Annotated in this window: 25 protein-coding genes; 8 read left to right on the top strand and 17 right to left on the bottom strand. The window is 70.2% G+C overall.

Annotated elements, in window-relative coordinates:
- The 7 genes from ABD658_RS14190 to ABD658_RS14160 form a co-directional block, all read right to left on the bottom strand.
- Positions 1 to 1076 (bottom strand): DUF7507 domain-containing protein (locus ABD658_RS14190; RefSeq protein WP_425574514.1); only part of this gene is annotated, 1076 nt, incomplete at its 3' end.
- 1366 nt (positions 1077 to 2442) lie between these two features.
- Positions 2443 to 2712, bottom strand: coding sequence for a GlsB/YeaQ/YmgE family stress response membrane protein (locus ABD658_RS14185; RefSeq protein WP_344684172.1), 270 nt, complete (start codon positions 2710 to 2712; stop codon positions 2443 to 2445).
- Positions 2713 to 2768: 56 nt separating this feature from the next.
- A complete protein-coding gene (locus tag ABD658_RS14180; protein WP_344684174.1) occupies positions 2769 to 3434 on the bottom strand; it encodes an Asp23/Gls24 family envelope stress response protein in 666 nt (221 codons plus the stop codon).
- Positions 3431 to 3988, bottom strand: a complete 558-nt coding sequence (locus ABD658_RS14175; protein ID WP_344684176.1) for a DUF6286 domain-containing protein — start codon at positions 3986 to 3988, stop codon at positions 3431 to 3433. The genes ABD658_RS14180 and ABD658_RS14175 overlap by 4 nt, the downstream gene beginning before the upstream one ends.
- A complete protein-coding gene (locus tag ABD658_RS14170; RefSeq protein ID WP_311026066.1) occupies positions 3985 to 4365 on the bottom strand; it encodes an Asp23/Gls24 family envelope stress response protein in 381 nt (126 codons plus the stop codon). The genes ABD658_RS14175 and ABD658_RS14170 overlap by 4 nt, the downstream gene beginning before the upstream one ends.
- Positions 4362 to 4544 (bottom strand): hypothetical protein, encoded by a 183-nt coding sequence (locus tag ABD658_RS14165; protein WP_344684179.1) that lies wholly within the window; start codon positions 4542 to 4544, stop codon positions 4362 to 4364. Before ABD658_RS14165 ends, ABD658_RS14170 begins: the two co-directional genes overlap by 4 nt.
- A gap of 28 nt (positions 4545 to 4572) precedes the next feature.
- Positions 4573 to 5073, bottom strand: a complete 501-nt coding sequence (locus ABD658_RS14160; protein WP_311026064.1) for an Asp23/Gls24 family envelope stress response protein — start codon at positions 5071 to 5073, stop codon at positions 4573 to 4575.
- 166 nt (positions 5074 to 5239) lie between these two features.
- Here ABD658_RS14160 and ABD658_RS14155 point away from each other — a divergent pair, with 166 nt between their 5' ends.
- The 3 genes from ABD658_RS14155 to ABD658_RS14145 are packed head-to-tail and all read left to right on the top strand — an operon-like array spanning position 5240 to position 6691.
- Positions 5240 to 5818, top strand: coding sequence for an RNA polymerase sigma factor (locus tag ABD658_RS14155; RefSeq protein WP_344684182.1), 579 nt, complete (start codon positions 5240 to 5242; stop codon positions 5816 to 5818).
- Entirely contained in the window at positions 5815 to 6330 is a 516-nt protein-coding gene (locus ABD658_RS14150) for a hypothetical protein (protein ID WP_344684185.1), read from the top strand. The genes ABD658_RS14155 and ABD658_RS14150 overlap by 4 nt, the downstream gene beginning before the upstream one ends.
- Complete coding sequence (locus ABD658_RS14145) at positions 6320 to 6691, top strand: hypothetical protein (RefSeq protein WP_344684188.1); 372 nt, start codon at positions 6320 to 6322, stop codon at positions 6689 to 6691. The genes ABD658_RS14150 and ABD658_RS14145 overlap by 11 nt, the downstream gene beginning before the upstream one ends.
- On the opposite strand, the gene ABD658_RS14140 is transcribed toward ABD658_RS14145, so the two are convergent.
- From ABD658_RS14140 to ABD658_RS14125, 4 genes are all read right to left on the bottom strand, one after another.
- Entirely contained in the window at positions 6681 to 7112 is a 432-nt protein-coding gene (locus tag ABD658_RS14140) for a DUF3499 domain-containing protein (RefSeq protein ID WP_344684190.1), read from the bottom strand. The two genes, ABD658_RS14145 and ABD658_RS14140, sit on opposite strands and share 11 nt — an antisense overlap.
- 73 nt (positions 7113 to 7185) lie before the next feature.
- A complete protein-coding gene (locus ABD658_RS14135) occupies positions 7186 to 8820 on the bottom strand; it encodes a DUF5719 family protein (RefSeq protein WP_344684193.1) in 1635 nt (544 codons plus the stop codon).
- Positions 8817 to 12155: a hypothetical protein gene (locus ABD658_RS14130; RefSeq protein ID WP_344744852.1), complete on the bottom strand. Its 3339-nt coding sequence runs from the start codon at positions 12153 to 12155 to the stop codon at positions 8817 to 8819. Before ABD658_RS14130 ends, ABD658_RS14135 begins: the two co-directional genes overlap by 4 nt.
- A 131-nt stretch (positions 12156 to 12286) precedes the next feature.
- A complete protein-coding gene (locus ABD658_RS14125; protein ID WP_344744850.1) occupies positions 12287 to 12859 on the bottom strand; it encodes a WhiB family transcriptional regulator in 573 nt (190 codons plus the stop codon).
- Positions 12860 to 13023: 164 nt separating this feature from the next.
- Between ABD658_RS14125 and ABD658_RS14120 the strand changes: the two genes are divergently transcribed.
- Positions 13024 to 13848: a TIGR03089 family protein gene (locus ABD658_RS14120; RefSeq protein WP_344681734.1), complete on the top strand. Its 825-nt coding sequence runs from the start codon at positions 13024 to 13026 to the stop codon at positions 13846 to 13848.
- Here the strand turns inward: ABD658_RS14120 and ABD658_RS14115 are convergent.
- Positions 13826 to 14392 carry a GtrA family protein gene (locus tag ABD658_RS14115; RefSeq protein ID WP_344681732.1) on the bottom strand — a complete coding sequence of 189 codons (567 nt, stop codon included), beginning with the start codon at positions 14390 to 14392 and terminating at the stop codon, positions 13826 to 13828. The two genes, ABD658_RS14120 and ABD658_RS14115, sit on opposite strands and share 23 nt — an antisense overlap.
- Before the next feature lie 353 nt (positions 14393 to 14745).
- Here ABD658_RS14115 and ABD658_RS14110 point away from each other — a divergent pair, with 353 nt between their 5' ends.
- From ABD658_RS14110 to manA, 4 genes are all read left to right on the top strand, one after another.
- The gene (locus ABD658_RS14110; RefSeq protein WP_344744864.1) at positions 14746 to 15909 is read left to right on the top strand and encodes a 5-(carboxyamino)imidazole ribonucleotide synthase; all 1164 of its coding nucleotides are present in this window, start codon (positions 14746 to 14748) and stop codon (positions 15907 to 15909) included.
- Between the two features lie 49 nt (positions 15910 to 15958).
- Complete coding sequence (gene purE, locus ABD658_RS14105) at positions 15959 to 16513, top strand: 5-(carboxyamino)imidazole ribonucleotide mutase (RefSeq protein WP_070162487.1); 555 nt, start codon at positions 15959 to 15961, stop codon at positions 16511 to 16513.
- A 3-nt stretch (positions 16514 to 16516) separates the two neighbouring features.
- A complete protein-coding gene (locus tag ABD658_RS14100) occupies positions 16517 to 18190 on the top strand; it encodes an LCP family protein (RefSeq protein WP_344681727.1) in 1674 nt (557 codons plus the stop codon).
- A gap of 117 nt (positions 18191 to 18307) precedes the next feature.
- On the top strand, positions 18308 to 19540 hold the full coding sequence (gene manA, locus ABD658_RS14095) for a mannose-6-phosphate isomerase, class I (RefSeq protein WP_344681725.1): 1233 nt from the start codon (positions 18308 to 18310) through the stop codon (positions 19538 to 19540).
- Here manA and ABD658_RS14090 read toward each other — a convergent pair.
- The 5 genes from ABD658_RS14090 to glpX all read right to left on the bottom strand — a co-directional run bounded on the left by ABD658_RS14090 (position 19486) and on the right by glpX (position 23245).
- Entirely contained in the window at positions 19486 to 19743 is a 258-nt protein-coding gene (locus ABD658_RS14090; protein ID WP_344681723.1) for a hypothetical protein, read from the bottom strand. The two genes, manA and ABD658_RS14090, sit on opposite strands and share 55 nt — an antisense overlap.
- A 46-nt stretch (positions 19744 to 19789) precedes the next feature.
- Entirely contained in the window at positions 19790 to 20761 is a 972-nt protein-coding gene (locus ABD658_RS14085; RefSeq protein WP_344681721.1) for a trypsin-like serine peptidase, read from the bottom strand.
- A 233-nt stretch (positions 20762 to 20994) separates the two neighbouring features.
- Entirely contained in the window at positions 20995 to 21354 is a 360-nt protein-coding gene (locus ABD658_RS14080) for a trypsin-like serine peptidase (RefSeq protein ID WP_344681719.1), read from the bottom strand.
- A gap of 33 nt (positions 21355 to 21387) precedes the next feature.
- Positions 21388 to 21894 (bottom strand): trypsin-like serine peptidase, encoded by a 507-nt coding sequence (locus ABD658_RS14075; protein ID WP_344681716.1) that lies wholly within the window; start codon positions 21892 to 21894, stop codon positions 21388 to 21390.
- A gap of 289 nt (positions 21895 to 22183) precedes the next feature.
- Positions 22184 to 23245: a class II fructose-bisphosphatase gene (gene glpX, locus ABD658_RS14070; RefSeq protein ID WP_344744845.1), complete on the bottom strand. Its 1062-nt coding sequence runs from the start codon at positions 23243 to 23245 to the stop codon at positions 22184 to 22186.
- Between the last annotated feature and the right edge of the window lie 511 nt (positions 23246 to 23756).

Genomic DNA, 23756 nt, shown 5'->3' with positions numbered 1-23756 from the left:
CCACCGTCCTCAGTGCCACCGTCCTCAGTGCCACCGTCCTCAGTGCCACCGTCCTCAGTGCCACCGTCCTCAGTGCCACCGTCCTCAGTGCCACCGTCCTCAGTGCCACCGTCCGTGGACTCTACCGGGAGCTCGTGCTCGTCTTCGTCCGTCACCGGATCGCCCTCGCTCGGCGGCGTCCCCTCCACTGTCACGTGGTTCTCGATGATCCCTGCGTCCGCATCTGCGTCAGTGGCGGTGTATGTTGCCCACGCGCTGACTGACTGTCCCGGCGCAAGGACATGAGGCTCATCCGGCCACTCTCCGTACTCGATCTCAGAGATTCCCTCCAAGGCGTCGGTCAGCTGAACGTCCCGCAGTGTGAGTGCCCCGGTGTTGGTCACGGTGAATTCGTAACGGACATCATCTCCCGCGTGCCCGGGCCCTCCCTCGACGAACAGACCGTTCTTCTCGACCGAAACGCCCGCACACTGCTTGTCGATCTGACCGATGAGTGCGTTGCGCAGTCGTGCGAAGTCAACTTCAAGGTAGTCGTCGCCAAACTGCGGACCGCTGACCTGGGGCATGTGCTCGTGAAACAGGCCGTACTCGGAGTGCGTCAGGTTGTCGACGACTCCGACGCCGATGACGCGAGTCCCGGCCTCCTTGACCTGATTGGCGCTGGTCACGGCAGCATCGATCGTGGCCTGATCAGTGGCGTTCCCCAGACCCCTTGGCGGCAGTCCCCACTGGGTCGGGTTTCCGTCTGTCACGAAGAGCACAGCATCGTAGCTCTCACCAGCGCCGCTCAGCGCCTGAAACGCGCGATCCCAGTTCGTGCCACCCTGCATGGTTCCTGGCCGCTGGATGCCATCCACGTGCTGGCCGATGGTCTCCAATCCTGCGCCCGAAGTATCGGTGAGTCCCAGGGGCTGATTCGACGCCTGGGACGTAGCAGGCGCATACGACGCCCAGTTGTGGAACGCCAGCCGAACCGGATACTCCTCCAGCGACTGTGAGAACTCCACGAGACCAGAACGCAGTGCGTCGAGCTGCTGGCTGCTGATGGAGTTCGACAGGTCGATGCTGACCGCCACATCCAATTCACACTGATCTGTCAACGCAGGGTTCGGAGCGGGCGTCACCGTGGACACCACGGCGGATGCCGGCGTCGCCGCCGTCAGTGTTGCGCCGACTGCGAAACACAGCGCTCCTGCGACCGCGACGGCCCTTCGTACGGCTCGGGGGGCTCTTCGTCGGGCCCCGTCCTGCTCCGCAGGTGCGGGCGCGGACTGCGAATGATTCTTCGGTGTCACATCATCTCCTCGGTATGGGTGTGAATGGTCGGACGTTCGTTCATGGAGTCTGGGTTCCAGGGGCGATGGCGGCTCGGCTCAGGTGACGGAGCAACGCACGGTGGAGGACGGTGTAGGACTGCCATGCCAGCTCCTCGAGTACGGCGGGCGTTCCCGGCTGTGTCCTTCCGCTGTGGGCGAGCTGATTCTTCAATGACACGAGCTGTGCCGCCCAGGCCGAACTTCCTTGCGGCAGCAGCACACACGAGGTTTCCTCGTCCGGGCCGGCCCTCTGCGGCCCTGCCGACTGGGCCAGCTCAGCAAGTTTGTATCTCAGGGGCATGTCCTTGCGCTGACGGAGGCTCCTACCAGTGGTCGTCGCCCAGAACGTCTCGAGCGCTGAGATCAGCAGGACAAGCCGCCCCTCAGGGCTGATTCCCCCGCTGCGCAGGATGTCGCCGATCAGGCGACGCGCCGCTGGACTCGTCCTGCGGAACGCGAACCAGCGGGGAACCAAGTGAAGAAACTCGGAGTCGAACTGGGACATGAGCGACGGCGGCGACCACAGGATCCCAGGCGGCACGCCGTCGAATGTCCACGCCGGCTCCCGAACGACCGCAGCACCCATCTCGCCTGTCTGGGGAGCATCCACCGCACACGGGGATGCATCAGGGCCGGTGCCTCCACAGATCACCGCAAGTTCGTAGATCGCCAGGCCCACAGCCTGCGCATGCGTGTAGCTCATCGGCGCCGATTCGTGGACAGAGATGGCGACCTGAGCCGTCGTCGGTGGTCCCGCCGACAACTGGTGCTCGTGGACCGACACGGTGATCATCCGGTCACGGCGGGGCGCTGCTCCCTCGGGCACGTCAGAGAACGTCACCGTCCCGGGGGACCACGGCGCGAGCTTGGCGGTGTCGCTCAGGGGGCGTACCGCGACGACGTCGATTCTCGCCTGTTCATCTCTTGCAGCCGGAGCTGTGCGGGCATGTCCCATCGCCGAGAGTGCCTCCTGGAGTCTGGTCAAGGCCTGACAGTCGCACATACGTCGCCAGAAGGCCGCTCGTGGATCGTGCCCGGCGGGCATCGTTGGTCTGAGGTTTCGTGGGTCGCCGCAGCGACCGACCGGCGGGTGCGGTCACTGGTATGACCGCACCCGCCGAGGGTGTCAGCGGCGCTTCGTCAGGAAGCCCCAGACGACGGAGAACACCAGCGCGCCGATCACAGCGATGCCCAACGAGCCCCAGGACCAGGGGTCGCTGAGCACATCGCCCACGCCCTTGCCCCCGAACAGGCCGAACAGCAGCCCGCCGACGATCGCGCCGACGACGCCGAGCAGCATGGCGCTGAGCCAGCCGCCGCCCTGCTTGCCGGGCAGGATCAGACGAGCCAGGGCGCCGGCGATCAGGCCGACGACGATCCAACCGATGATGGTCATGAAAAGTGCCTACTTTCTGAGATGAGAAGTGATTCTCCGGGCGGAGACGGTGATGATCAGCGGCCCACGACGGGTGCGTCGTCGTGCCGCCTGAGTTCCACCCCAGGGGATGGACGCGTGACAGTGGCCGTGGAGGAGGCTCGGGTGCGCAGGACGGGGTCCAGGACGATGCTGACCGAGCCCAGTCGCGTCTCCAGGGAGCGCGCCAGGTCACCGCAGACGTCCTGGATCAGTCGATCCAGAAGCTCCGCAAGGTCTCCTCGCTCCTCAGCCTCCACGACGAGCATGACCTGAGGACGCCGCGCCTGACCTCCGATATGGGCATCCGCGCTGACCACATCGGGGACGTCTTCGGCGGCCTCCTCCACGGCAGAGGCGAGCACCTTGGCCGGAAGCACCGTCACTCCGGTCCTTCCGTCCTGCTGAAGCTGCAGCTCGGGACTCCGTGGAGGACGGGGAACACCGCGGATGAGCCAGACCAGCACCCCCAGGGCCACCAGGACGCTCACGGTGAGGACCACCGCGGGCATCCAGTCCAGCGTTGCCACCGCCTCCTCGAGGGTCTGGCCGGTCGACGGGAGCACCACGCTGTCAGGCAACAGGTGTTCCAGCTCCGCGGCGAGCCCGGTGCCCACCAGCAGCAGGACGCTCCCAGCGAGCACAGAGACGAGTCCGATGACGGCGAGCCAGAGCCGGTTGCGCGCAGCAGATCGGAGGATCATGAGACACCTCCCCGCCGGACGCGGACGACGACCCGAGGCGTCCTGCGCAGCTGAAGGCCCTGGAGCCTCTGGCTGATCCGGTCCTGGATCTCCTGCCGCGTCTCGGGGAGCTCAGCGGCGACAGACTGTGCCTCCACCGTGAGACGCCGCCCGGTGGCACGGGCTCGCACCGCCGTCACGCCGTCGGTACGCTGTGCCTCTCCTTCCGCCAGACGCCCCAGACCCCGCGTGGTCACCGCGCACTGCAGGTCATCGATGGGACTGTCGGATCCGAGACCCGCGGACTCGATCGAGGAGACCACGGGCCGGCCCGGCCACATTGCGGCGCAGAGGACCAGCAGACCGGCCAGCAGCAGCACGGCGCCCAGGGCGAGCGTCCCTGGTGACTCCCAGCTGAGAGTTCCGGCGGTCTCCAGGGCGGACACCCGCTCTCCGGCCAGGAGCAGTCCGGAGGCCCAGCCGGCCAGTCCCGCCACGATGAGCACGGCGACGCCGACAATCCAGGAGGCTATGACCCGCTGTGGCCTGCGTCTGGTCAGATGCCCTCGCGTCATGCGAGCCTCCTTCCTCCGCCGTCCCCGGTGGCGAGGCGTCGGGAGGACCCCATCCGCTCGATCTGGAGATCGACCAGACGCACCCTCAGACCGGTGAGGGTCTCCACCCGGTCCCGCAGATGCCGCCGAGCAGACTCGGTGACCTCGCGCACCGGGATCGGGTACGGCAGGGCCAGGCGCACCGCCAAGGCGACGGTGTCGCCGGCAAGGGTCGCCTCCACCTGGGGCCGGGTGTTGCGGTCCACAGTGCGCAGACCCAGCAGACCCCGTCCTGCGGCCCAGACCTCAGGGAGTTCCGAGGCCGCCTGGGCAGCCGACTTCTCCACCACCGCCTCGTGGACCACGAGACGCCCGCCGGCGGGTTCTGCGGTGCTCATCGCCGAGCCCTCTCACCAGAGAGCAACCTGGCCAGGTCGAGCCGCCCCTCAAGGACCGCACCGACCACCAGTCCCAGGGCGGCGAAGAACGCGACGCCCAGCATGGCCAGGAAACCGGCGAAGACGGCGACGAGACCCAGCACGAGGCCGACGAAGAGGCCTGCGATGGTCGTGTTCATGTTGCGCTCCTCTCCAGCAGGTCGACGCTCAGGCAAGATCGTGGTCGTCGCTGTCGTCCTCGTCCTCCGGCAGGTGCACGTCGGCGACAGTGATGTTGACCTCGACGACCTTCAGCCCGGTTCCGTGCTCCACTGCCCGGATCACATTGCGACGGATGGTCTCCGCCACCTCGACCACAGCGGCGCCGTACTCGACGATGACGGTCAGGTCGATGGCGGTCTCTTTCTCGCCCTTCTCGACGGAGACGCCTCCACTGACCTGGGTCTTCGACCCGGGGATCCGCTCCGAGATGGCATCGAAGGTTCGGCGGGCTGCGCTGCCCATGGCGTACACGCCCGGCACCTCGCGTGCGGCGATGCCGGAGAGCTTCTGCACCACCGTCTCCTCGACCGTGGTGGTGCCGTAGGCCGTGACCAGTGGGCTGTCAGCGGGCTGCTCCGGCCGGGAAGCCTGCACTGCCTTCCCCGTGCTGCCCGAATTGTTCTGAGCAACGGCGGATGGGGTGGCGCTCTGACGGTTCTCTGCCATGCTGTTCTCCTTCGTGTGCGGTCTCGCCGCCTGTTCTGCGAGACGTTGACACCAGTGGAGACGTCCGCCTGGGCGAATCCTCACGGTCTTCGGCGAAGATTTCTTCCGGTGCCGTCTCCGCACCCCTGCCGTCCCACAACGCCTGACTCAGGGGTAACATATGCGCATGAGAAGCAGGCAGGCGCTCCAACCTCCGGCGCTCGTCGACGAGGCCACGGTGGTCGCGCGGGCGCAGGACGGCGACGTCGCTGCCTTCGAGCAGCTGCTGGACGCCTACGAGGCGCCCCTGCTGCGTCTGGCGGTGCGGATGCTGCGGGATCGCTCCGAGGCCGAGGACATCGTGCAGGACACCTTCCTGACAGTCTGGCGCCGACTCGATACCCTGGAGGACACCGACCGGTTCAGAACCTGGATCTATCGGCTGACCAGCAACGCCTGCATCGACGTCATCCGCCGCAGGGAACGGCAGCGCACTGCGGCCGCGGATCCGGCCGACTTCGCGGACGTCGTCTCCACCGCCCCGTCGCTGGAGGAGACGGCGGAGCGCGGGGCAGCTGTGCGTCACTTGGAGAGGGTGCTGACCACGTTGCCCGCGGAGCAGCGGCTGGCGTGGCTGCTGTACGAGGTCCATGGTCAGTCCTACGCCGAGATCGCGCAGGTGATGGACAGCACCGAAGGCAGCGTCCGGGGCCGGATCCACCGGGCCCGAGCGACGATCGTCAGGGGAATGGAGGGATGGGCATGACCGACCGTCCACGCCATGACGCCGACGACCCCGGACTCGACGAGGCAGCCCTCGGCGCCAGCTACGACCGGCTTCAGGGCGTCATCGACGAGTTCCGCGAAGACGACGCCGACATCACTGGCACGCTGGACTCACTGCGAAATCGCGTCATGGACATCGTGCAGCGGGAATCGGTGCTCGGACCCACCACCGAACTGTCCACCCCATCAGGCCACCGCTTCGAGATGCTCACCGCGACGATCCGGAAGATCATCCGCGATGCTGCCGACCAGGAGCCCGGCCTCGTCGCCCGTCGTGTGCGGGTCGACGTCGACGACTCCGGGGACGACGCCGATGGCTCGCCCGGGCCGTCGGCTCTGAGCGTGCAGGTCTCGGTGACCATTCAGCATGACATCTCCGTGCCCGCCGTCGACGCCATGCTCCGGAGCCGCATCGCCCAGGCAGTGGGTGAGTTGGTCGGCTCCCATCTGACATCGCTGGACATCCAGGTGGAGGACATCCATGACGTCTGAAGATCATCTGTCTGCTGAGCAGCGGCTCGTGGCCGCGGTCGAACAGATTCCGGGTGCCGCCCAGGTGGTGCCAGGGTTTCGGCAGATCCTCGCCTCGGCGACCCGGTCGCTGCTGCGCCCGGATACTGACGAGCGGGCCACCGGGATCGACGTCGTCTCCCGGGGCGGCGTCCGCGAGGTCTACATCGACTGCCACACCGACGGCACACGTCCTGCCTCGGAGGTGGCAGACGCCGTGGTCCGAACGGCCGCGGCGATGCTGGAAGTGGAACCGGAGCGTGTCCACGTGCGGATCATGCACGTCAATCGAACTGCCTCAGCCTCGCTGGACTCGGGAGACCCTGCGGACCTCAGTCCCTGAGCAGACGCAGATGACCCCGAGTGAGGGCCGCCTCCGGAGTAGGCGGTTCCAGGCGCGTGCGGCTCTCCCGAGTCGGCAGCGTGCCCGGGGCGTGGGACCCGGTGTCCTCGCCGGAGGTGGCCCGGCCGGCCGGACGCGCCCCGGCGCCGGCGTCGTCGTCACGGTGGCGGACCGCATCCGCCAGGGCGAGCAGGTCGTCCGGCGGCTCCGCGGGCGTCGAGGGGTAGTCCAGGCGCATGACCTCCCAGCCGCGCGGCGGGTTCACCGTGTCCGCGTGGTGGCCGCACAGGTCATAGCTGTGGGGCTCGGAGTACACGCTCATCGGCCCCACCACGATCGTGGAGTCTTGATAGCTGTAGGTCAGCGTGGCGACCGCCGGTCGCCCACAGCCGCTTCGAGTGCATCGTCGCGAGGAATCCACGGTGCACCACCCTAGCCGACGTCACGGACAAGGACCGGGAGGCGCACCGGCGGACTCGGGTCCGCAGAACGGGTCAGTGCCGCAGCCGCACCGGCACGGTCCGGTCCGGGTCCCGCAGCAGGTCTACGGTGCTCAGCGCGAGCCCTCCCTCATCCTGGGTGGTCAGCGCCGCATACAGCCCCGGAGCAGTCTCCTCCACGACGACGGCGACGGCGTCGCCGAGGTCCTCCGGCTCGAGGGTCAATGCCCCCTCCGCAGGCACGGTCACCTCTTCCGCCGCGGAGAATGTGCCGTCCGCCTCCACCAGCCGATAGGCCACCTGGCCCTCCACCTGCAGGCTGGTGAGCCGCAGCGAGGACTCACCCACATCCGGGATGATCGTCCCGGAGCCTTCGGTCAGCGGCACCGCGGAGGCCTGCCAGGAGAAGTCCGTCGCGGAGTCGCCGTCTCCTCCGGCCACGCCGTGGCTGGACACCGCCGCATAGGTGGGCTCATCGGATCGGAGGACGACGTCGTAGACCCCGGCCTCCAGCCCCTGCAGCGGGACCGCGTCCACCTCGCCGGGCTCCACGGTGAACACGGCCGGGTTGTCCAGCAGCTCCACGCCGTCGTCGCCGTAGACCTGCAGCTCCAGGGTGGTCCGTGACTGTCCGGCGGAGTGGATCCACAGCTCCGCGGGCCGAGCGGCGGGGTCGTCCTCGGTGGACTCGGGCACCGGGACCCCCGGCATCACGTGCTCGGTGTCCGGTGCCGAGATCCCCGGCAGGAAGTCCACCCCTTGACCGGTCAGGCCCACCGCCCGCGAGGACTGCACCTGGGCGGTCACGGGGGCTCCGGAGGACTCCACGGAGATCCCCAGCTCGGCGTCCGTGCCCGCCAGGGCGGCGAGGTTCACGGTGCGCACCGTCTCCCCCGGCACCACCAGAGTCCGGGTCCCCGAGGAGCCCCGGTGCCCGTCGGTGTCATAGCCGACCACCTCGACGGTGGCGGGCCGGTCGTACGGATTGGCCAAGGTCAGCAGGGCGGTGGCCCCAGCGCCGAGCTCAGGGCCGAAGAACCAGTGGGAGCGCTGCGGGACCGTGCAGTCCCGGGTGGCCAGACCGGTCACTGGTCCGGTGTCGGCGGCGTAGGTGTACCGGGCGGCGGCGGCGCCGGAGGCTCCCTCGGGCAGCGCCTCGATCTCCAGGAACGGTGTGCGGGTCATCGCGCCGAGGACGTCATAGACCACGTCGCCGGTGACGGTCTCCTCCGCCTCGGTCAGCTCGGTGGTGTTCACCCGATACCGCTCGCCCAGCTGTGCCCACGCGGCCGCCGGGAAGGTGCCGGCGTCGTCGGCGGCGAGCACCAGGGCTTGGAAGCGACCGAGCGCGGAGTCGTCGCGCTGCCGGTACTGCAGCAGCCCGTCGGTGGTCAGCGAGGCGGCCAGCCCCGGCATCGGCGGGCAGACGTGGGCCGTGCCCGATCCCGCAGCCGGGAACGCAGCCGCATCCACCGGCGCCGGCTCCCACGTCTCCCCGCGCGGGTCCTGCACCGCCGATCCCACCGCGATCCCTGCCACGCCCGCCGCGACGACGACGGCGAGCACCCGCGCTCCCGACCCGGGAGGTCGGGTGCTGCGCCCGGTGGCCTGGCGACGCTGCTCTGCCTCCTCGCGGCGGCGTTGTCTCTTCGCCTGACGGAGGTGGCGACGGACCGTCCGCGCGTTCATGGCCGCTCCCCTCGTCCGTCAGGTTGTCCATCTGCGGATCGCCCGGCCGTGTGCCGTCCGGCCATCCGTGCGAGTTCCTCATCGCCGGCCACCGGGAGCAGTCGGGCCCCGCGGGGCAGCGGCACTGCGATCAGCACCACCAGCAGCAGGAACCCTCCCACCAGGCCGAGCATCGGCCACCGGTACGGGCTCGAATGCGAGGCGGTCAGCACACCGGAGGCCTCTCCGGCGGGCAGGTGGAAGCTCTGCGCCCACGTGCCGCCCGGTGCCGGCTCCAAGTCCTTCCCGTTGAGCTGTGCGGTCCAGCCCGAGGCCTGCGCCGTGGCCATCCGCAGCATCAGATCCTCCTCCCCCGCCAGGGGCTGACCCTCGGCGTCGCGGAGTCCCTCGAGCTCCACCTCCACCTGTCCGTCCTGGGAGGGCAGCAGGGCGACCGTCTGCCCGTACTGGTCCACCAGTCGGGCCCAGGAGGTGGAGGCACCCTCCACCTCCTCCGTGGTGAGGACCTCCCGGTCCTCCGGCACTTCGGCCCGCCAGAGCAGCCCACGGTCGGTGGGGCCGACTGCGATCAGGCCGGAGGCGGTGTCCACGGCGTCCACCAACGGTGAGTCCTCGACGGAACGGATCAGCACATGCCCGACCCCGAGCTCCTCCATCAGGGGACCCACCTCCCCGGAGCCGGGGGTCACCAGCGAGGCGACCAGCTGCCCCAGCCGACGGTCCCCGGCGCTGAGCTGTCGGTCCGGCACACCCCCGGCGGTCACCACGGCGCGTTGCGCGTCCAGCATGCGTCCCTGGCCGGAGACGAGCTCGCCGACCACGCCCTCGCTGCCGGCGTCGAGCACCAAGGTGCGCTGCTGCGCCGGCCCGGTGCCCTGGTCGGCCGCGGTGGCGGGCACCTGCCGCACCTGCCCCGGGGCGATCTGCACGAGGTCCTGGCTCACCGGGGTCAGCGCCTCGCCGGTCAGATGCACCGACGGAAGGGCCCGCGGCACCGCCCAGGAGCCCAAGGACGCCACCACCGCCAGGACCAGCAGTGTGGCGGCCACCGGCGCCGCCGTGGCGCCCCAGCGGGGCAACGCACGCGGCAGCCGGTCCAGGGACCCGACGGCGGCGATCAGCAGACAGAAGGCCATCACCGTGACCAGCGGTCCGACGTCGGCGGGGATCAGGGCCACGCCGTCGTCCGCAACGGCCAGGCGCGACGCCGCCGCGGAGAGCCCCAGGGCGCCCAGAAGCACCGCGCCCGCGACGAGGGCATGGGTGCTCCGCGCGGTGGCGGTGGCGATTCCCAGCAGGGCGACCAGCAGCAGCGGAGCGCCGACGATCAGCGCCAGCCGCAGGCTCCACAGGTCCCCGGTGAACAGCTCCGGGATGGCGCTCCCCTGCAGGCCGGCGAGCGGATCGAAGGGTCGAGAGTGGCCGAGCAGCTGCTGCCACAGGGGCGCATCCGCGGCGCTGATCGGGCGGGTCGGATCGGAGAGCAGCACCGCCACGACGTTCTGGCGGGTCAGGAGGGCCGAGCCGAGCATCGGCGCGGCCAGAGCCAGCGAAGGCAGCGGCATCAGCCACAGCACCCGGCCCCGACGGCGCAGCACCAGCGCGCCCACCACGCAGACCAGCACCGCCAGCACCAGCAGGATCGGCGCCGCGGCGGTGACCACGGCCAGCAGCAGCGCGGCTGCCGCCGCGTGCTCCCAGGAGGCGGCGTACAGCCCGGAGCCGCGGCCGGAAGGGTCCAGGTCCAGAGCCCGGACGGCTGCGAGCAGCACCAGCGGCAGCAGCACGTGGACCAGCACGACACCCACCCGGCCCTCACCGAGCGCGATGTGCAGGCTCGGCACCCCCACCCAGAGCAGCGCCGCGACCACCCGTACGGTGGCCCGATCGGTGACCAGCCGTGAAGCCAGCCAGGCGGTCAGCCCGGCCAGCGGCAGGGCCAGCACCGTCAGCCACACCAGCACCAGGGAGGCGTGGCCGCCGGTGAGCAGAGACAGGATCAGCAGGACCAGAGCGAAAGGATCCGCGCCGGCCAGGGCGCCCAGACCCTCCGGGGCGATGAGGCTGACCGTGGACGCGGCGATCTCGGCCGTGGACGGCGTCACCGGCAACGCCGCGCCACCGGTCAGCGCCTCGGCGGTGAGCAGATCACGGAAGACCAGCAGGGAGATCCCGGTCAGGCCCAGCAGCATGAGGAACAGGCCCAGGCGGTCGCCGGAGCGTCGGGTCGGCATCTGATCGAACTCGCCGTGGGCGGAGTCCTGGCCGAGCAGCGCGTCATGGTCGTCCTCATCGACGGTCCGTGCCCCCGCCAAGCCGTAGCCGGCATGCTGCGGGGCGACGGTCTCCGCGGTGGGCAGCCGCCGCCGATGGGCGCGCAGCGCGGCCGCATCCAGGCGTGCGGCACGCTGGACCCGACGCCGCTGCGACGCCGGGGGCGCTCCTGCGGCCCGGCGTCCCTGGCGGATGAACCGCCGGGAATGGAGGATCGTGGCGGGGTCGAGCAGAGCGACCACCGTGGCGGCCAGCTGGGCGACAGCCGCATCCGGCGCCTTCACCGCGGTGAGGACGACGGCGCGCAGCACGGCGGCCAGCCACTGGCCCAGCCACAGCAGCGGCACGGCGGCCGCCGGCGCCTCGGCGAGCCGTCGGCGGACCTGGGCCCGCCGCGCAGGACTCGGCAGATGCAGCATGCCGCCCAGACGGTGGACCTCCGTCCGCGGCGGAGGATCCAGCCGCCTGATCCGGGCGTCCGGAGCGACGACGACATGCGCCCCGGCCTCGCGGGCGCGGCGGCAGAACTGGGCCGCCGCGTAGTCGGCCGGGAGCGTCGGGTCGAAGCCGCCGAGGGCGCCGAAGAGCGAGGCGCGCACCAGCATGCCGTGGGGGGCCACCGCGGGCACGGCGTCGCGGCCGTCGTACTGGCCCTGGTCGAGCTCCTTCGGCTCGTTGAGCGGGATGACCTCCCCGGAGCGGGCGGACCACAGCCCCACGTCCACCAGGCGATCACCCGGATCCAGCTGCTTGGCGCCGATGACCTGGATGTCCGGGTGGGTCTCCTCGTCGGTGACCGTGAACAGCCGCTCCTCGAGCGCCGCGAGAGTTCCAGGCTCCGGGGCGGCGTCCTCGGGGAGGATCCACAACCAGTCGGCCGCGTCGGAGAATCCCTCGGGCAGCCGACGCTCCAGCTGCCGCCACAGAGAGGTCACCCGGCTTCCGCCGGGTCCGGGGCCGGTGGTGCGGGCCGCCGTGGCCCGGTCACGGATCAGGTGGGAGCGCAGGGATCGGGAGAGGTCCTGAGGTCCTCGGAAGCCTGCGGCGGAGAGCTCCACCACGTGGTCGGGCGCGCGCGTCTGGGACTCAATGGCCTCCTGCAGTGCCTGCGGGGACTCTCGGGCCTCAGACGAGGAATCGCCGCCGCCGTGCAGGACGACAGCGGCGATGCGCGGGCTCAGGGTGGCGGCGATCAGATCGCTCGCTTCCGCAGCTTGCGGCGTTCGCGCTCGGAGAGACCTCCCCAGATGCCGAAGCGCTCGTCATTGGCCAGGGCGTAGTCCAGGCACTCCTGCTTGACGTGGCAGGCGGCGCAGACCTTCTTCGCATCCCGGGTGGAGCCGCCCTTCTCCGGGAAGAACGCCTCCGGGTCCGTCTGGGCGCAGAGAGCGTCCACCTGCCAGGCCAGCTCGCCTTCGATCTGCTCGGCGGGGATGAGGGAGGGCAGGCCGATCCAGGTCTCGGTACGCGGCGCCTCGACCTCGGGCTCGCGGTCAGTGCGACGGGAAGGAGCCTCACTGAGCGCCACCGGGGCCTCGACGGCCCGTGCCGAGCGGGGCTCGTCCTCGGACTGCTTCTCCGCCTCCTCATGGGCGGCGAGGAAAGCCGTGGCCTGATCCTCGAGGGCCTTGCCGTGCTCCAGACGCTCCGCGGCCTGCGGATCGGCCGGATCCACGAACCAGTCGGCGGGGACGTCCAGAGCGGGTCGCTGGGCGGCGCGAGACTGCTCGTGCTGCTCGTCGCTCAGCCGCTGTGCGTTCCCCATGGAGGGCCTCCCCTGTGATCCGTGTCAGTGGTGTTCGGGACAATCATGTGACGGTGTCTGTGACGACCATGCGGCGGGGCCGCCGTCACCCCCTAATTACACTGGCGTAAGTAACCATCCGTCAAGTGGTGTGAGGCCGCTCTCCACAGGCTTCGATCCGCGTCATGACGCCCGACACGCCGCACAAAGACCACTGTGGGATCGGTGTGGCGGAACAGGAGGACTCCATGGCTCCGCTCAGCTTGAGCACCTTTTCACACGAAGCGCCCAGGGACTTCCCAGCGCTGTTCGAGCTTCTGGGGGGCCGCCCGCGACCCTCTGTCGTCTGGTACGGCCCCGACGGGGACCGGGTGGAGCTCTCTGGACGGGTGCTGCAGAACTGGGCGGTCAAGCTCGTCGGTCTGCTGCGCGAGGAGGTCGAGCTCGACGACGGCGCCGACGTGCTGATCCACTGCGCGCCCCACTGGAAGGCCTGCGCCGCCGTCCTCGCCGCCGGCGCCCTCGGCTGTCGGGTGACGCTGGGCTCCCCGGGCGGCGAACCGGCGTTGGTCATCACCGATCGCCCCGAGGACTGGACGGACACCGACGCGCTGGGGGACGCCGAGCTGGCCGCCCTGTCCCCCGGCCTGCTGGACGACTCCTACGCCGACGCCGTCGGCACGTCACTGCCAGGGTGGGTGCTCGACGTCTCCGCTGAGGTGCGCCAGCATCCGGACCAGCTCCTGAGCGCACTCCCGGAGGTGGCGCTGCCGCCTGTGCCGAGCGAGCCCCGGGACCTGCTGTGCTCCACGGCGGAGGGGCTGCACGACGTCGCCGACGCCGCGGCGGGCTGGAGCACCTGGAGCCCGGTGCGCTGGGACGACGACGCGGAGACGGCGCTGCTCGGCGCGTGGGCGCAGGGACGCACCGCCGTGCTGGTGCAGCCGGGCCCCGAGGGCATCCCCGCGCAGCAGTGGGAGACGATCCTCAGGAACGAGGGGGTCGGCTGAGGCCCTCGCCGGTGGTGCGGTGCGAGCCGGTGACCACCGGGATCTCGCCGGTGAGCAGCTCCCGGTCGGAGATCATGTGCGGACCGGCCTCACGCTCCGCCGGCTCCCCGGTGAACACCCAGAACTTATAGGCGAAGAAGCGGAATGCTGTGGCCAGCACCAGCCCGATGACGTTCCCGGCGATGAACACCTGAGTGACGGAGTCCATCCCGAGGAGATACTTGCTCACCCCCACGCAGCCGGTCTGGATGCCCAGCCCGATCGCGTTCATCAGCAGGAACATCACCAGCTCCCGCATCTTGCCCCGGGTGCGGCTGTGCCGGAAGGTCCAGTACCGGTTGGCCACCCAGGAGAACAGGGTGGCCACAGCCCCGGCGACGACCTTCGCCTTGAGCTGCGAGTCGTCGAGAGGGCCGCTGAGCAGCCACAGGAACACAGCGGAGTCGATCACGAAGGCCACACCGCCGACGACGCCGAACTTCGCGACCTCCCGCCACACGGCGAGGAACAGGTCACGGATGCGGACAAAGAGGCGGGAGATCATGGACCGGGGAGACTCCATCAGCGGAAACGGGGGAACACGGCAGGCCGGCAGACCCTGAGGCCGCGGCGTCCTGCCGACGTCCAGTGTACGGACTCGTCTGGACGTCCCCTGCGAGCTTCCTGGCGGATGCCCCCGGTATGAGGAGAATCACGACGCCGAGCGGGCCCCTGCTCGGCGGCCCCGCGATCCTTGGGTGCGTGTCCCATCACCGACGCCGCGCCCCCGATGCTCCATAATGAGGGACTGTGACTGCAGCCGAAGCTCCCACCCCTGACACCGCGCCCCACCTGTCCGCCGCGGCCCGCGGCGACGCACCCCGCGTCGGCGTCCTCGGCGACGGGCAGCTGGCCCGCATGATGGCGCCGGCCGCCGTCGAGCTCGGCGTCGAGCTGCGCCTGCTGGCGGGCAGCGCCGAGGCCTCCGCCGCCCGGGTCATCCCCCGCACCACACTGGGCGACTATCGCAGCGTGGAGGACGTGACGGCCTTCGCCGCCGACGTCGACGTCGTCACGTTCGACCACGAACATGTGCCCGCCGAGGTGCTCGACGCCCTCACCGCCCAGGGCACCCCGCTGCATCCGGGACCCGAGGCGCTGCTCTACGCCCAGGACAAACTGGCCATGCGCCGCGCCGTCGAGCAGCTCGGCCTGCCCAATCCGCACTGGGCCGCGGTGCACACTGTCGCGGAGCTGCGCGACTTCGGCGACGACACCGGCTGGCCGGTGGTGCTGAAGACCCCCCGCGGCGGCTACGACGGCAAGGGTGTGCGCATCATCGACTCCTCCGCCTCAGCGTCCGCCGCCCAGGACTGGTTCGACCGCGCCGCGGAGCAGGGCACCGGGCTGCTCGCCGAGGAGAAGATCCCTTTCACCCGAGAGCTCTCCGCCCAGGTGGCGCGCTCAGCCGTCGGAGAGATCCGCGCCTACCCGGTGGTGGAGTCCACCCAGACCGACGGCGTCTGTGACATCGTCGTCGCCCCGGCCCCGCGCTCCCACCCCACCCACATGGAGGACGCGGCCAGCATCGCCCGGCTCATCGCGGAGAAGCTCGGCGTGACCGGGATGCTGGCCGTCGAGCTCTTCGAGATCACCGACGGCGAGCGGGCCGGCGTCTACGTCAACGAGCTGGCCATGCGCCCCCACAACTCCGGGCACTGGTCCATGGACGGCGCCGTCACCGGTCAGTTCGAGCAGCACCTGCGGGCCGTGCTCGGCCTGCCGCTGGGCTCCACCGCCCCGATCGGCGGCCCGGGCGGCCGCACTGTGATGAAGAATCTCTTCGGCGCCTCCGCCTCAGACCTGCACGCCGGGGTCCCCGAGGCCGCCCGGCACGCCCCCGAGGCCAAGATCCACCTCTACGGCAAGGAGCCGCGCCCCGGCCGCAAGGTCGGGCACGTCAATGTGGTGCTCGCCCCCGAGCCCGGGGAGGTCGCCGTCGCCGCCGCGGAGCTCGACCGGGCGCAGAGCCGGGCGCTGCACGCCGCCGCGCTCATCACCGGGACGACCACTGACGACTGACGACCACCGCTGACCACCGCTGAACCACCTGAGGAAGGGACCGGCACCGATGGCCGAGGACACCACCGCCCTGGTCGGACTCGTGATGGGTTCGAACTCCGACTGGCCCACCATGAAGGCCGCCGCCGAGGCGCTCGACGAGTTCGGCATCCCATTCGAGGCCGACGTCGTCTCCGCCCACCGGATGGCCGAGGAGATGATCGACTACGGCCGCACCGCCCACCAGCGCGGCCTGCGGGTGATCATCGCCGGAGCGGGGGGTGCGGCGCACCTGCCCGGCATGCTCGCCTCCGTCACCCCGCTTCCTGTCATCGGGGTCCCCGTACCGCTGAAGCATCTCGACGGCATGGATTCGCTGCTGTCGATCGTCCAGATGCCCGCCGGCGTCCCGGTCGCCACGGTCTCCGTGGGAGGCGCCCGCAACGCCGGTCTGCTGGCGGCGCGCACCCTGGCCGCCGGGGACGGTGAACTGGCCGCCCGACTTCGGGAGCAGCTGGTCGAGTTCGCCGCCGACCTCGCCGCGCAGGCCCACGCGAAGGGCGCCGCCCTGCGCGACGAGGCCGCCGAGCTGCCCACGTACCGCCGTCGTCACACCCATTCCTGAGCGATGAGCGACCCCACCGTCACCTATCACCGCTTCTCCACCGAGCCGGACGTCGTCCGGCGGCCGGAGGACGGTTCCGTCACCGACCGCACCCGTCGGGCGGTGCTGCTGCTCGCGCTGACACTGGTCGTCCCGGGTGCGGCGCAGATCGCAGCCGGGCACCGCGGCTTCGGGCGCAAGGCGCTGACCGTCACGGTGAGCGTGTGGGCGGTGGTGCTGGTCGGCGTCGTGATGTTCTTCACCCTGCGCGGACTGCTGCTGGGCCTGATGACGCGGCCCTTCGTGATGTGGCTGGTCGCCGTGCTGCTGGTCGCGCTGGCCGTCGGGTGGGCCGTGCTGTGGATCGACACCTTCCGGCTGCTGCGCCTGTCCACCCTGGCTCCCGGCCTGAAACCGATCGTCACCGTGGCCACGGTGGTGCTGATGGTCGTGACCTCCGGCTCGCTGGGCTACGGGGCGCATCTGGTGAACCAGTCGCGCGAGTCGTTCTCCGGGATCTTCGGCTCCGGTCCGGCCATCGACGCCGTCGACGGCCGCTATAACTTCCTGCTCCTCGGCGCCGACGCCGGGGAGGGCCGGGAAGGCCTGCGCCCGGATTCCATCCACGTGGTCAGCGTGAACGAGCGGACCGGCGAGTCCATCCTCATCTCGATCCCGCGGAACTTCCAGAACGCGCAGTTCAGCGAGGACTCCCCGCTGTGGGATGTGCATCCGGACGGGTACAGCTGCGGCAATGAGTGCATCATCAACTTCCTGTACACGGACGTGATGAACCAGCACCAGGACCTCTACCCCGACGCCGAGGACCCGGGCGCCGAGGCCATGATGGACGCCGCCTCGGGCATCCTGGACCTCGAGGTCAAGGGCTACGTGATGGTGGACATGGACGGTTTCGCCCAGCTCATCGACGCGATGGGTGGGGTCACCGTCGACTCCGGCGGCTGGGTCCCCTACCGGGGCCCGCGTCCGGACGGCACCTGGGGCGACAACTGGTGGGGCCCGGGCGAATACACGTTCAGCGGCAAGGACGCCCTGGCCTACGCCCGGTCCCGGACCTTCTCCTCGGACTACAACCGCATCCAGCGCCAGCAGTGCATCCAACAGGCGATGGTCGCCCAGTTCAATCCGCAGACCCTGCTGACCCGGTTCACGGAGATCATGGACGCCGGCGAGCAGGTGGTGGAGACCAACCTGCCGCAGCACCAGCTGGGCTCCTTCCTCGACCTCGCGGTGGACGCCAAGGAGCGCGAGCCGCAGCGCCTGGTGCTGGGCGCCCCCGACTTCGGCACCGCCGGGGAGCAGTTCTCCACCTACCCTGACTTCGACCAGATCCACCAGCGGGTGGACGAACTGATCGAGAACGAAGAGGACGACGGCGGCTGGTTCGGCTCCCTCGGAGCCGTCGGCACCACCGTGGGCACGGTGACGTTCTCCCCCGGGACCGGATCTCCGAGCGGCGGGACCTCCGCCTCAGGCACGGTGCCGGCGTCGGTAGAGACCCGCGACGCCGCGGAGGACGACGAACCGTCCATCGAGGACAACGAGGTCGAGATGCCGACCCAACCGGACGGCTCCCCGCTGACGGCGGAGTACCTGCGCGACCTGCAGGACGCCGGACAGACGGGAGTCCTGGAGCAGGCGGCGTCCAGCAACTACGAGTGCACGCCGCTGCGCTGAGGACAGGGGCGGCCGCGCCGGGCGGCTTCCTGGGAGGTTGACCACAGTTCCCTGGACGAGGCCCGGAATCGGACGGATCATGGCCTCCCCGCTGGTAATGTTCTCGCGATGCTCAGGATGACCAACCCCGTGCGGCACTACGCCTGGGGCTCCGCCACCGCCTTCCCGCGGCTCTTCGGCATGCCCGCCGACGGGCCGCAGGCCGAACTGTGGATGGGCGCCCACCCGGCCGCGCCGTCAGAGGTGCTCCTCGACGGCGCCCGGATCAGCCTCGACCATCTCCCGGCACACCGTCCGGAGATGCTCGGTGACCTCCCGGAGCTCCCCTTCCTGTTCAAGGTGCTGGCGGCAGAACAGCCCCTGTCCATCCAAACCCACCCCACCGCCGAACGGGCCCGGGCCGGCTACGCGGCGGAGGAGGCCGCCGGGGTTCCGCTGGACTCCCCAAGTCGCCGCTATGTGGACGCCCACCACAAGCCTGAGCTGGTGGTGGCGGTCGAGCACTTCTCGGCCCTGTGCGGATTCCGGCCCGGCCCCGAGGCCGCCGCCGACGTCGCCGCCGTGGCGGACCTGCTCCGCACCGCGGGCACGGGATCGGAGGGCCCGGCGGACACCGCACGAGTGGACGAGGCGCTGAATCAGCTGCGGACTCTGTTGGAGGCCGAGCGCCTGGCAGAGGCCCTGGAGCTGATCCTGCGGGACGCGCACGGCGGCTTCGCGCAGGCCGCAGACCTCGTGGTGCCCGCCCTGAAGTCCGTGCGCCCTGGCTCTGCGCTCTGCGACGGGGCGGCGGACACGCTGCGGCGCGCCGGCGGCGCCTTCCCGGGCGACCCCGGGGTGATCGTCACCCTGCTGCTGAATCGGGTGGACCTCTCCCCCGGTGAGGCCCTGTACCTGCCCGCCGGAAACCTGCACGCCTACCTGCACGGAGTGGCGGTGGAGATCATGGCCAGCTCCGACAACGTGCTGCGCGGCGGGCTCACCGCCAAACCGGTGGACGTCGATGAGCTGCTGGCGGTCACGACCCCTGCCGTGCTGCCGCTTCCGTGGTGCACGCCCGAACCGGTCTCGGAGCGGTGGCACCGCTACGCCCCGCCGTGCGAGGAGTTCCGACTGGACCGTCTGGAGCTGGACGACGGCGACACCGCGACCTGGGCTCCCCAAGACGGTCCCGCCGTCGTGCTGTGCCTCCGCGGCGAGGTCCTGCTTCGGAGCGAAGCTTCAGAGATCGCAGTGGGCGCCGGCGAGTCCGTCCTCCTGACCGCTGGAGAGCGAGCTGTGCTGACCTCCGAGGGTCAGTCGGAGGTGTTCGTCGCCGCCCCCGGTGCAGTGCCGTCGTCGGCGCTCTGATCCGTGGACTCCCCGTCGTCCTTCTTCCTGTCACCCTGGAGCGTCATCGGTCGGGGGCGGGCGGCCCGGCGTCGCTTCTCGGTCCAGTAGGCGCGGACCTGCTCCGGGTCCTGCTCCGGGCGATGTGAGACGACCGCCGAGGGCGCCTCCTCCTCGGCGTCGTCGCCGGGTGATGAGCTGAGGTGTCCCTCGACGGTCGTCATCGTGTCATCCTCTCCTCAGGGCCTGAGCCCCGATGATACGCCGTCCTCAGCGGGTGGAGGCGTAGTCATAGAGCTGCTCTGCCCCGGAGCCGAAGTACGGCCCGAACATCACGTCCGGCAGGAAGGTGTACCCGTAGGAGTTCACAGAGTTCTGGGCACCGCCGGTCCCCTGACCGAGGAACCAGGGGCCGCCGGAGGAGCCGCCGGTCATGTTGCACGGGATGCCCTGAGTGCTGCTGCCCATCGGGTCGTTCGTGGCGGTGCCGTGGCAGCTGTGGAGCTCCTGGCCGTTGAAGGGCGCGGCGGCCGGGTAGCCGTAGGCGCTGTAGTACTGGCCGCGCGGCTGGTTGAAGGCGATCGGCGACGCCGTCCCCACCTGCTGCTGCACGGTGGTGCCGCCCTTGGTCTCGAGGACCGCGAAGGCGTAGTCATGCTCGAAGTCGCCGCGGTTCGCCCACTCGGCGGAGGTCACCAGCTCTTCTGCGGCCCACACGCCGTGCTCGGACTCGCCGTAGTCGTAGGCAGGGGCGAAGACGAAGTTGCGTGCGAACTGGCCGCCGTTTCCGTCGTGCAGGCAGTGCCCCGCGGTGGCCACCGTGGACTGGTTCGCCGAGGCCACGATGTTGGCGGAGCAGACGAAGTCGCCCTGGTTGGTGGAGAAGAAGACCTTGCCGATATGCGGGCTGTCGGCCGGGTTCTGCAACTGGCTGCGGTGCGGGGACACCGTGCGCGGGTTCGCCGCTTCGATGTCACTGAAGACGTCTTGCAGGCTGGCCCCGTCGATCTCGTCGAGGAGCTCCGTCTCCACCGGCTCGGCCTCGGCCATGCGCTCAGGAGTCCAGTACTCTTCCGCGGCCTCCTGCTCTGCGTCCGGCACGGCCTCGACCTCTGCCTGGTCCGGGCCCGCCCCCTGCCCCGGGTATGTCGTGGAGTCTGCCGCGACGGGGGTCGCCGTCACCAGTGCGGCAGCGCTCAGTCCGAGGACACCGCCCAGGCTCATGATTCGCCTGATGCTCATGCTTGTTCTCCCCTTTCAGGAGTGTCATGGAATCATCACGGCCGGATCTCTGGCCGTGACCTACGACACAGTAGCAACGTGATTCACATCTGTGAAGAGGTTGCGGGAAGAAAGTAACTCCACAGTCACATGAGCTGGGCCCTGACACCGCGGATGCGGCGTCAGGAATCATCACGCCAGGTCAGAGCCCTGCAGAATGCATCGAGCGCCCCGGCAGGAGGTGGGAGCCGCCGTCACTTCGACGAGGCGTGGTCGTAGAGCTGCTCAGCCCCGTCACCGAAGTACGGTCCATACATGGAGTCGGGGTCGGCGTCGTACTTATACGAGTTCACAGAGTTCTGCTCGCCCCCTGAGAGGAACCATGGACCACCGGAGGCCCCGCCGGTCATGTCGCAGTCGATGCCTTGGGTGCTGCGGCCGGCGGGGTCATCGCTGGCCGTTCCCTCGCACCGGCGCAGCGTCTGCCCGTCATACGGCGCCGCAGCGGGATACCCGTAAGCGATGTAGTCGAGCCCACGGGACTCGTTGAACGTGATGGGAGAGGACGCGCCGACCTCGTCCTGGACGGTCCTGCCGTTCTTCTCCTCGACCACGGCGAAGGCATAGTCGTGCTCCAGGTCGCTGGTCTACACCCACTGCTGGGAGGCCACCAGCTCGGTCGCCGCCCAGACTCCATGCTCCGACTCCCCCTCGTCATAGGCCGGGGCGAACACGAACCTCTCCGCGAAGCCTCCCCCGGCGCCGTCGTGCAGGCAGTGCCCGGCGGTCGCCACGGTGGAGCGGTTCTCGGATGCCACCAGGTTGGCCGAGCAGACCTTGTCCCCAGACGGCGTCGAGAAGAAGACCTTGCCCACGTGTGGAACGGACGAGGGGTCACCGAGGCTGCTCTGCGATCCTGCCGCCACCACCAGCGGCGACGGCGCAGCCGACGAGACCGTCCGCGGGGTCCCGGAGTGCGCGCCGGAGAAGACATCGCGGATCCGGGCCTGAGCGTTCTCCGCCACATGCGGCACGGGCGGACGCGCCTGCGCCATGCGCCGAGGCGTCCAGTACTCGGTGGCCGCCATCCTGTCCGCTGCCGGAACCTCAAGTGCCTCCACCACACTCCGGGCCCGTTCGTGGGCGTTGCCCATCACGTCATCCACGGGCGGCGACCCCTGGGCCGACGCGACGCCGGACCCCGCCGTGGTCAGGAGCAACGCTCCCAGCCCGAGTGCTGCTCCCGCTCCGAACCTCCGACGTCCGACCACAGTTCGCCCCTCTCCGCCCGTCTCCAGGCGCCTCAAAGAACCCCAGGGCGCCGGCGGTGACCACTCACGGAGTCCGTCGGCGCTTCATGACGCGGGTCACGCTAGTACATGACGGACGGAGCCGGAAGGGCTGGCTGACCAGGGGCGTGGAGGACCGCGAGGGGCGCCGTCATCACGCGCGGGTGTAGGACTCCCATTTCCGAGCCTGGTGCTCCGCCTCCACGGTGCGAACCGTCCCGGACTTGGCGCGCATGACGATGGACTGCGTGGTGACCCGATCCCCCTCGTAGCGGACCCCCCGGAGCAGATCGCCGTCGGTGATCCCCGTGGCGGCGAAGTAGCAGTTGTCCGAGGTGACGAGCTGATCAGTGGTAAGGATGTCGTCGACGTCGTGGCCGGCCGCGGCGGCAGCCTCCCGCTCGGCTTCGTCGGTCGGAGCCAGGCGCCCCTGGATCACGCCGCCGATCGCGCGGATCGCACAGGCGGTCACGATGCCCTCCGGCGTGCCGCCGATCCCCATGAGCGCATCCACACCCGAGCCTTCTCGGGCTGCGGCGATGCCGCCGGCGACGTCGCCGTCCATGATGAAGCGGGTGCGGGCGCCGGCGTCCCGAATCTCCTCCACGAGCTTCGCGTGGCGGGGCCGATCCAGCACGCACACGTTGAGCTGGTTGATCCTCTTGCCCTTGGCCTTGGCGATGAGGTGCAGGTTCTGCTTCACGGGCAGGCGGAGGTCCACCATGTCGGCCGCCTCGGGACCCGTGACGAGCTTGTCCATGTAGAACACCGCGGAGGGGTCAAGCATGGAGCCGCGCTCCGCGACCGCCAGAACGGCCAGCGCGTTGTTGTAGCCCAGCGCCGTCAGGCGGGTGCCGTCGATGGGGTCCACGGCGACGTCGGCTTCGGGACCGGCGCCGTTGCCGACCCGCTCACCGTTGAAGAGCATCGGGGCTTCGTCCTTCTCTCCCTCTCCGATGACCACCACCCCGTTGAGGTTCACGGTGTCGAGCAGGGAGCGCATGGCGTCGACAGCGGCACCGTCGGCACCGTTCTTGTCACCTCGGCCTACCCAGGCGCCGCCCGCGATGGCGGCCGCCTCGGTCACGCGGACGAGTTCGAGGGCGAGGTTGCGATCCGGCTCAGAGTCCCCCACCGCCAGCCGCGGCGAGAGGTGCGAGTAGCTCTGCTGGCTCCCGGCGCTCGGTACGGGGGTCGTCGTTTCAGTCTCGGACACGTTGGACACGTCGTCAGCCACCTGTTCGTCTCGCCGTGGACGGCCTCATCGCCGCCCGTTGCTGTCGGTGCCTAGATGATATCGCGGGGGTGTGACCGGGACCGCGGTTACCAGCGGGTTCCCACGCGTATGACGTGTAAGGATCTGCTGACGAGACTCTGGTGCGCGTGTGAGACGCGTCGTCCGGGCGGGGTTCGGATGCCTGGCCGGGCTCAGTGGCGGGCCGGCGCCGGCGGTCGGATCTGACCCTGCGTTTTGGCCGGCTGGTCCCGCTCCTCCGGGATGTGTCAGAGGGCGCCGGAAGACTGAACAGCACCAGGAGGAGCCGGGGAAGGACCCCCACGACAGGGCAGCCGGGACGGGCTCCCCCGCAGGGACGGCAGAGACGGGCACCCCGGCAGAGACGTCAGAGGAGGTGGATAGCGTGGGAGACATGGAGGACCAGGACGGGGTGAACCAGCACCCAGACCAGCACAGCCAGCACAGCCAGCACAGCCAGCACAGCCAGCAC

Origin of the sequence: Nesterenkonia aethiopica (assembly GCF_039534665.1) — a bacterium.
In the GTDB taxonomy this organism is placed as follows: domain Bacteria; phylum Actinomycetota; class Actinomycetes; order Actinomycetales; family Micrococcaceae; genus Nesterenkonia; species Nesterenkonia aethiopica.
This window is presented reverse-complemented; position numbering and strand designations above follow the sequence as displayed.

Excerpts from the sequence above, each read along its gene's own strand:
- manA (WP_344681725.1), top strand. The coding sequence starts at position 18,308 with ATGACCAACCCCGTGCGGCACTACGCCTGGGGCTCCGCCACCGCCTTC.
- purE (WP_070162487.1), top strand. The coding sequence starts at position 15,959 with ATGGCCGAGGACACCACCGCCCTGGTCGGACTCGTGATGGGTTCGAAC.
- ABD658_RS14100 (WP_344681727.1), top strand. The coding sequence starts at position 16,517 with ATGAGCGACCCCACCGTCACCTATCACCGCTTCTCCACCGAGCCGGAC.
- ABD658_RS14180 (WP_344684174.1), bottom strand. The coding sequence starts at position 3,434 with ATGATCCTCCGATCTGCTGCGCGCAACCGGCTCTGGCTCGCCGTCATC.
- ABD658_RS14170 (WP_311026066.1), bottom strand. The coding sequence starts at position 4,365 with ATGAGCACCGCAGAACCCGCCGGCGGGCGTCTCGTGGTCCACGAGGCG.
- ABD658_RS14075 (WP_344681716.1), bottom strand. The coding sequence starts at position 21,894 with ATGGGCAACGCCCACGAACGGGCCCGGAGTGTGGTGGAGGCACTTGAG.
- ABD658_RS14110 (WP_344744864.1), top strand. The coding sequence starts at position 14,746 with ATGATGGCGCCGGCCGCCGTCGAGCTCGGCGTCGAGCTGCGCCTGCTG.
- ABD658_RS14150 (WP_344684185.1), top strand. The coding sequence starts at position 5,815 with ATGACCGACCGTCCACGCCATGACGCCGACGACCCCGGACTCGACGAG.
- ABD658_RS14175 (WP_344684176.1), bottom strand. The coding sequence starts at position 3,988 with ATGACGCGAGGGCATCTGACCAGACGCAGGCCACAGCGGGTCATAGCC.
- ABD658_RS14145 (WP_344684188.1), top strand. The coding sequence starts at position 6,320 with ATGACGTCTGAAGATCATCTGTCTGCTGAGCAGCGGCTCGTGGCCGCG.
- ABD658_RS14160 (WP_311026064.1), bottom strand. The coding sequence starts at position 5,073 with ATGGCAGAGAACCGTCAGAGCGCCACCCCATCCGCCGTTGCTCAGAAC.
- ABD658_RS14125 (WP_344744850.1), bottom strand. The coding sequence starts at position 12,859 with ATGGGGAACGCACAGCGGCTGAGCGACGAGCAGCACGAGCAGTCTCGC.
- ABD658_RS14115 (WP_344681732.1), bottom strand. The coding sequence starts at position 14,392 with ATGATCTCCCGCCTCTTTGTCCGCATCCGTGACCTGTTCCTCGCCGTG.
- ABD658_RS14165 (WP_344684179.1), bottom strand. The coding sequence starts at position 4,544 with ATGAACACGACCATCGCAGGCCTCTTCGTCGGCCTCGTGCTGGGTCTC.
- ABD658_RS14085 (WP_344681721.1), bottom strand. The coding sequence starts at position 20,761 with ATGAGCATCAGGCGAATCATGAGCCTGGGCGGTGTCCTCGGACTGAGC.
- ABD658_RS14090 (WP_344681723.1), bottom strand. The coding sequence starts at position 19,743 with ATGACGACCGTCGAGGGACACCTCAGCTCATCACCCGGCGACGACGCC.
- ABD658_RS14120 (WP_344681734.1), top strand. The coding sequence starts at position 13,024 with ATGACGCCCGACACGCCGCACAAAGACCACTGTGGGATCGGTGTGGCG.
- ABD658_RS14185 (WP_344684172.1), bottom strand. The coding sequence starts at position 2,712 with ATGACCATCATCGGTTGGATCGTCGTCGGCCTGATCGCCGGCGCCCTG.
- ABD658_RS14155 (WP_344684182.1), top strand. The coding sequence starts at position 5,240 with ATGAGAAGCAGGCAGGCGCTCCAACCTCCGGCGCTCGTCGACGAGGCC.
- ABD658_RS14135 (WP_344684193.1), bottom strand. The coding sequence starts at position 8,820 with ATGAACGCGCGGACGGTCCGTCGCCACCTCCGTCAGGCGAAGAGACAA.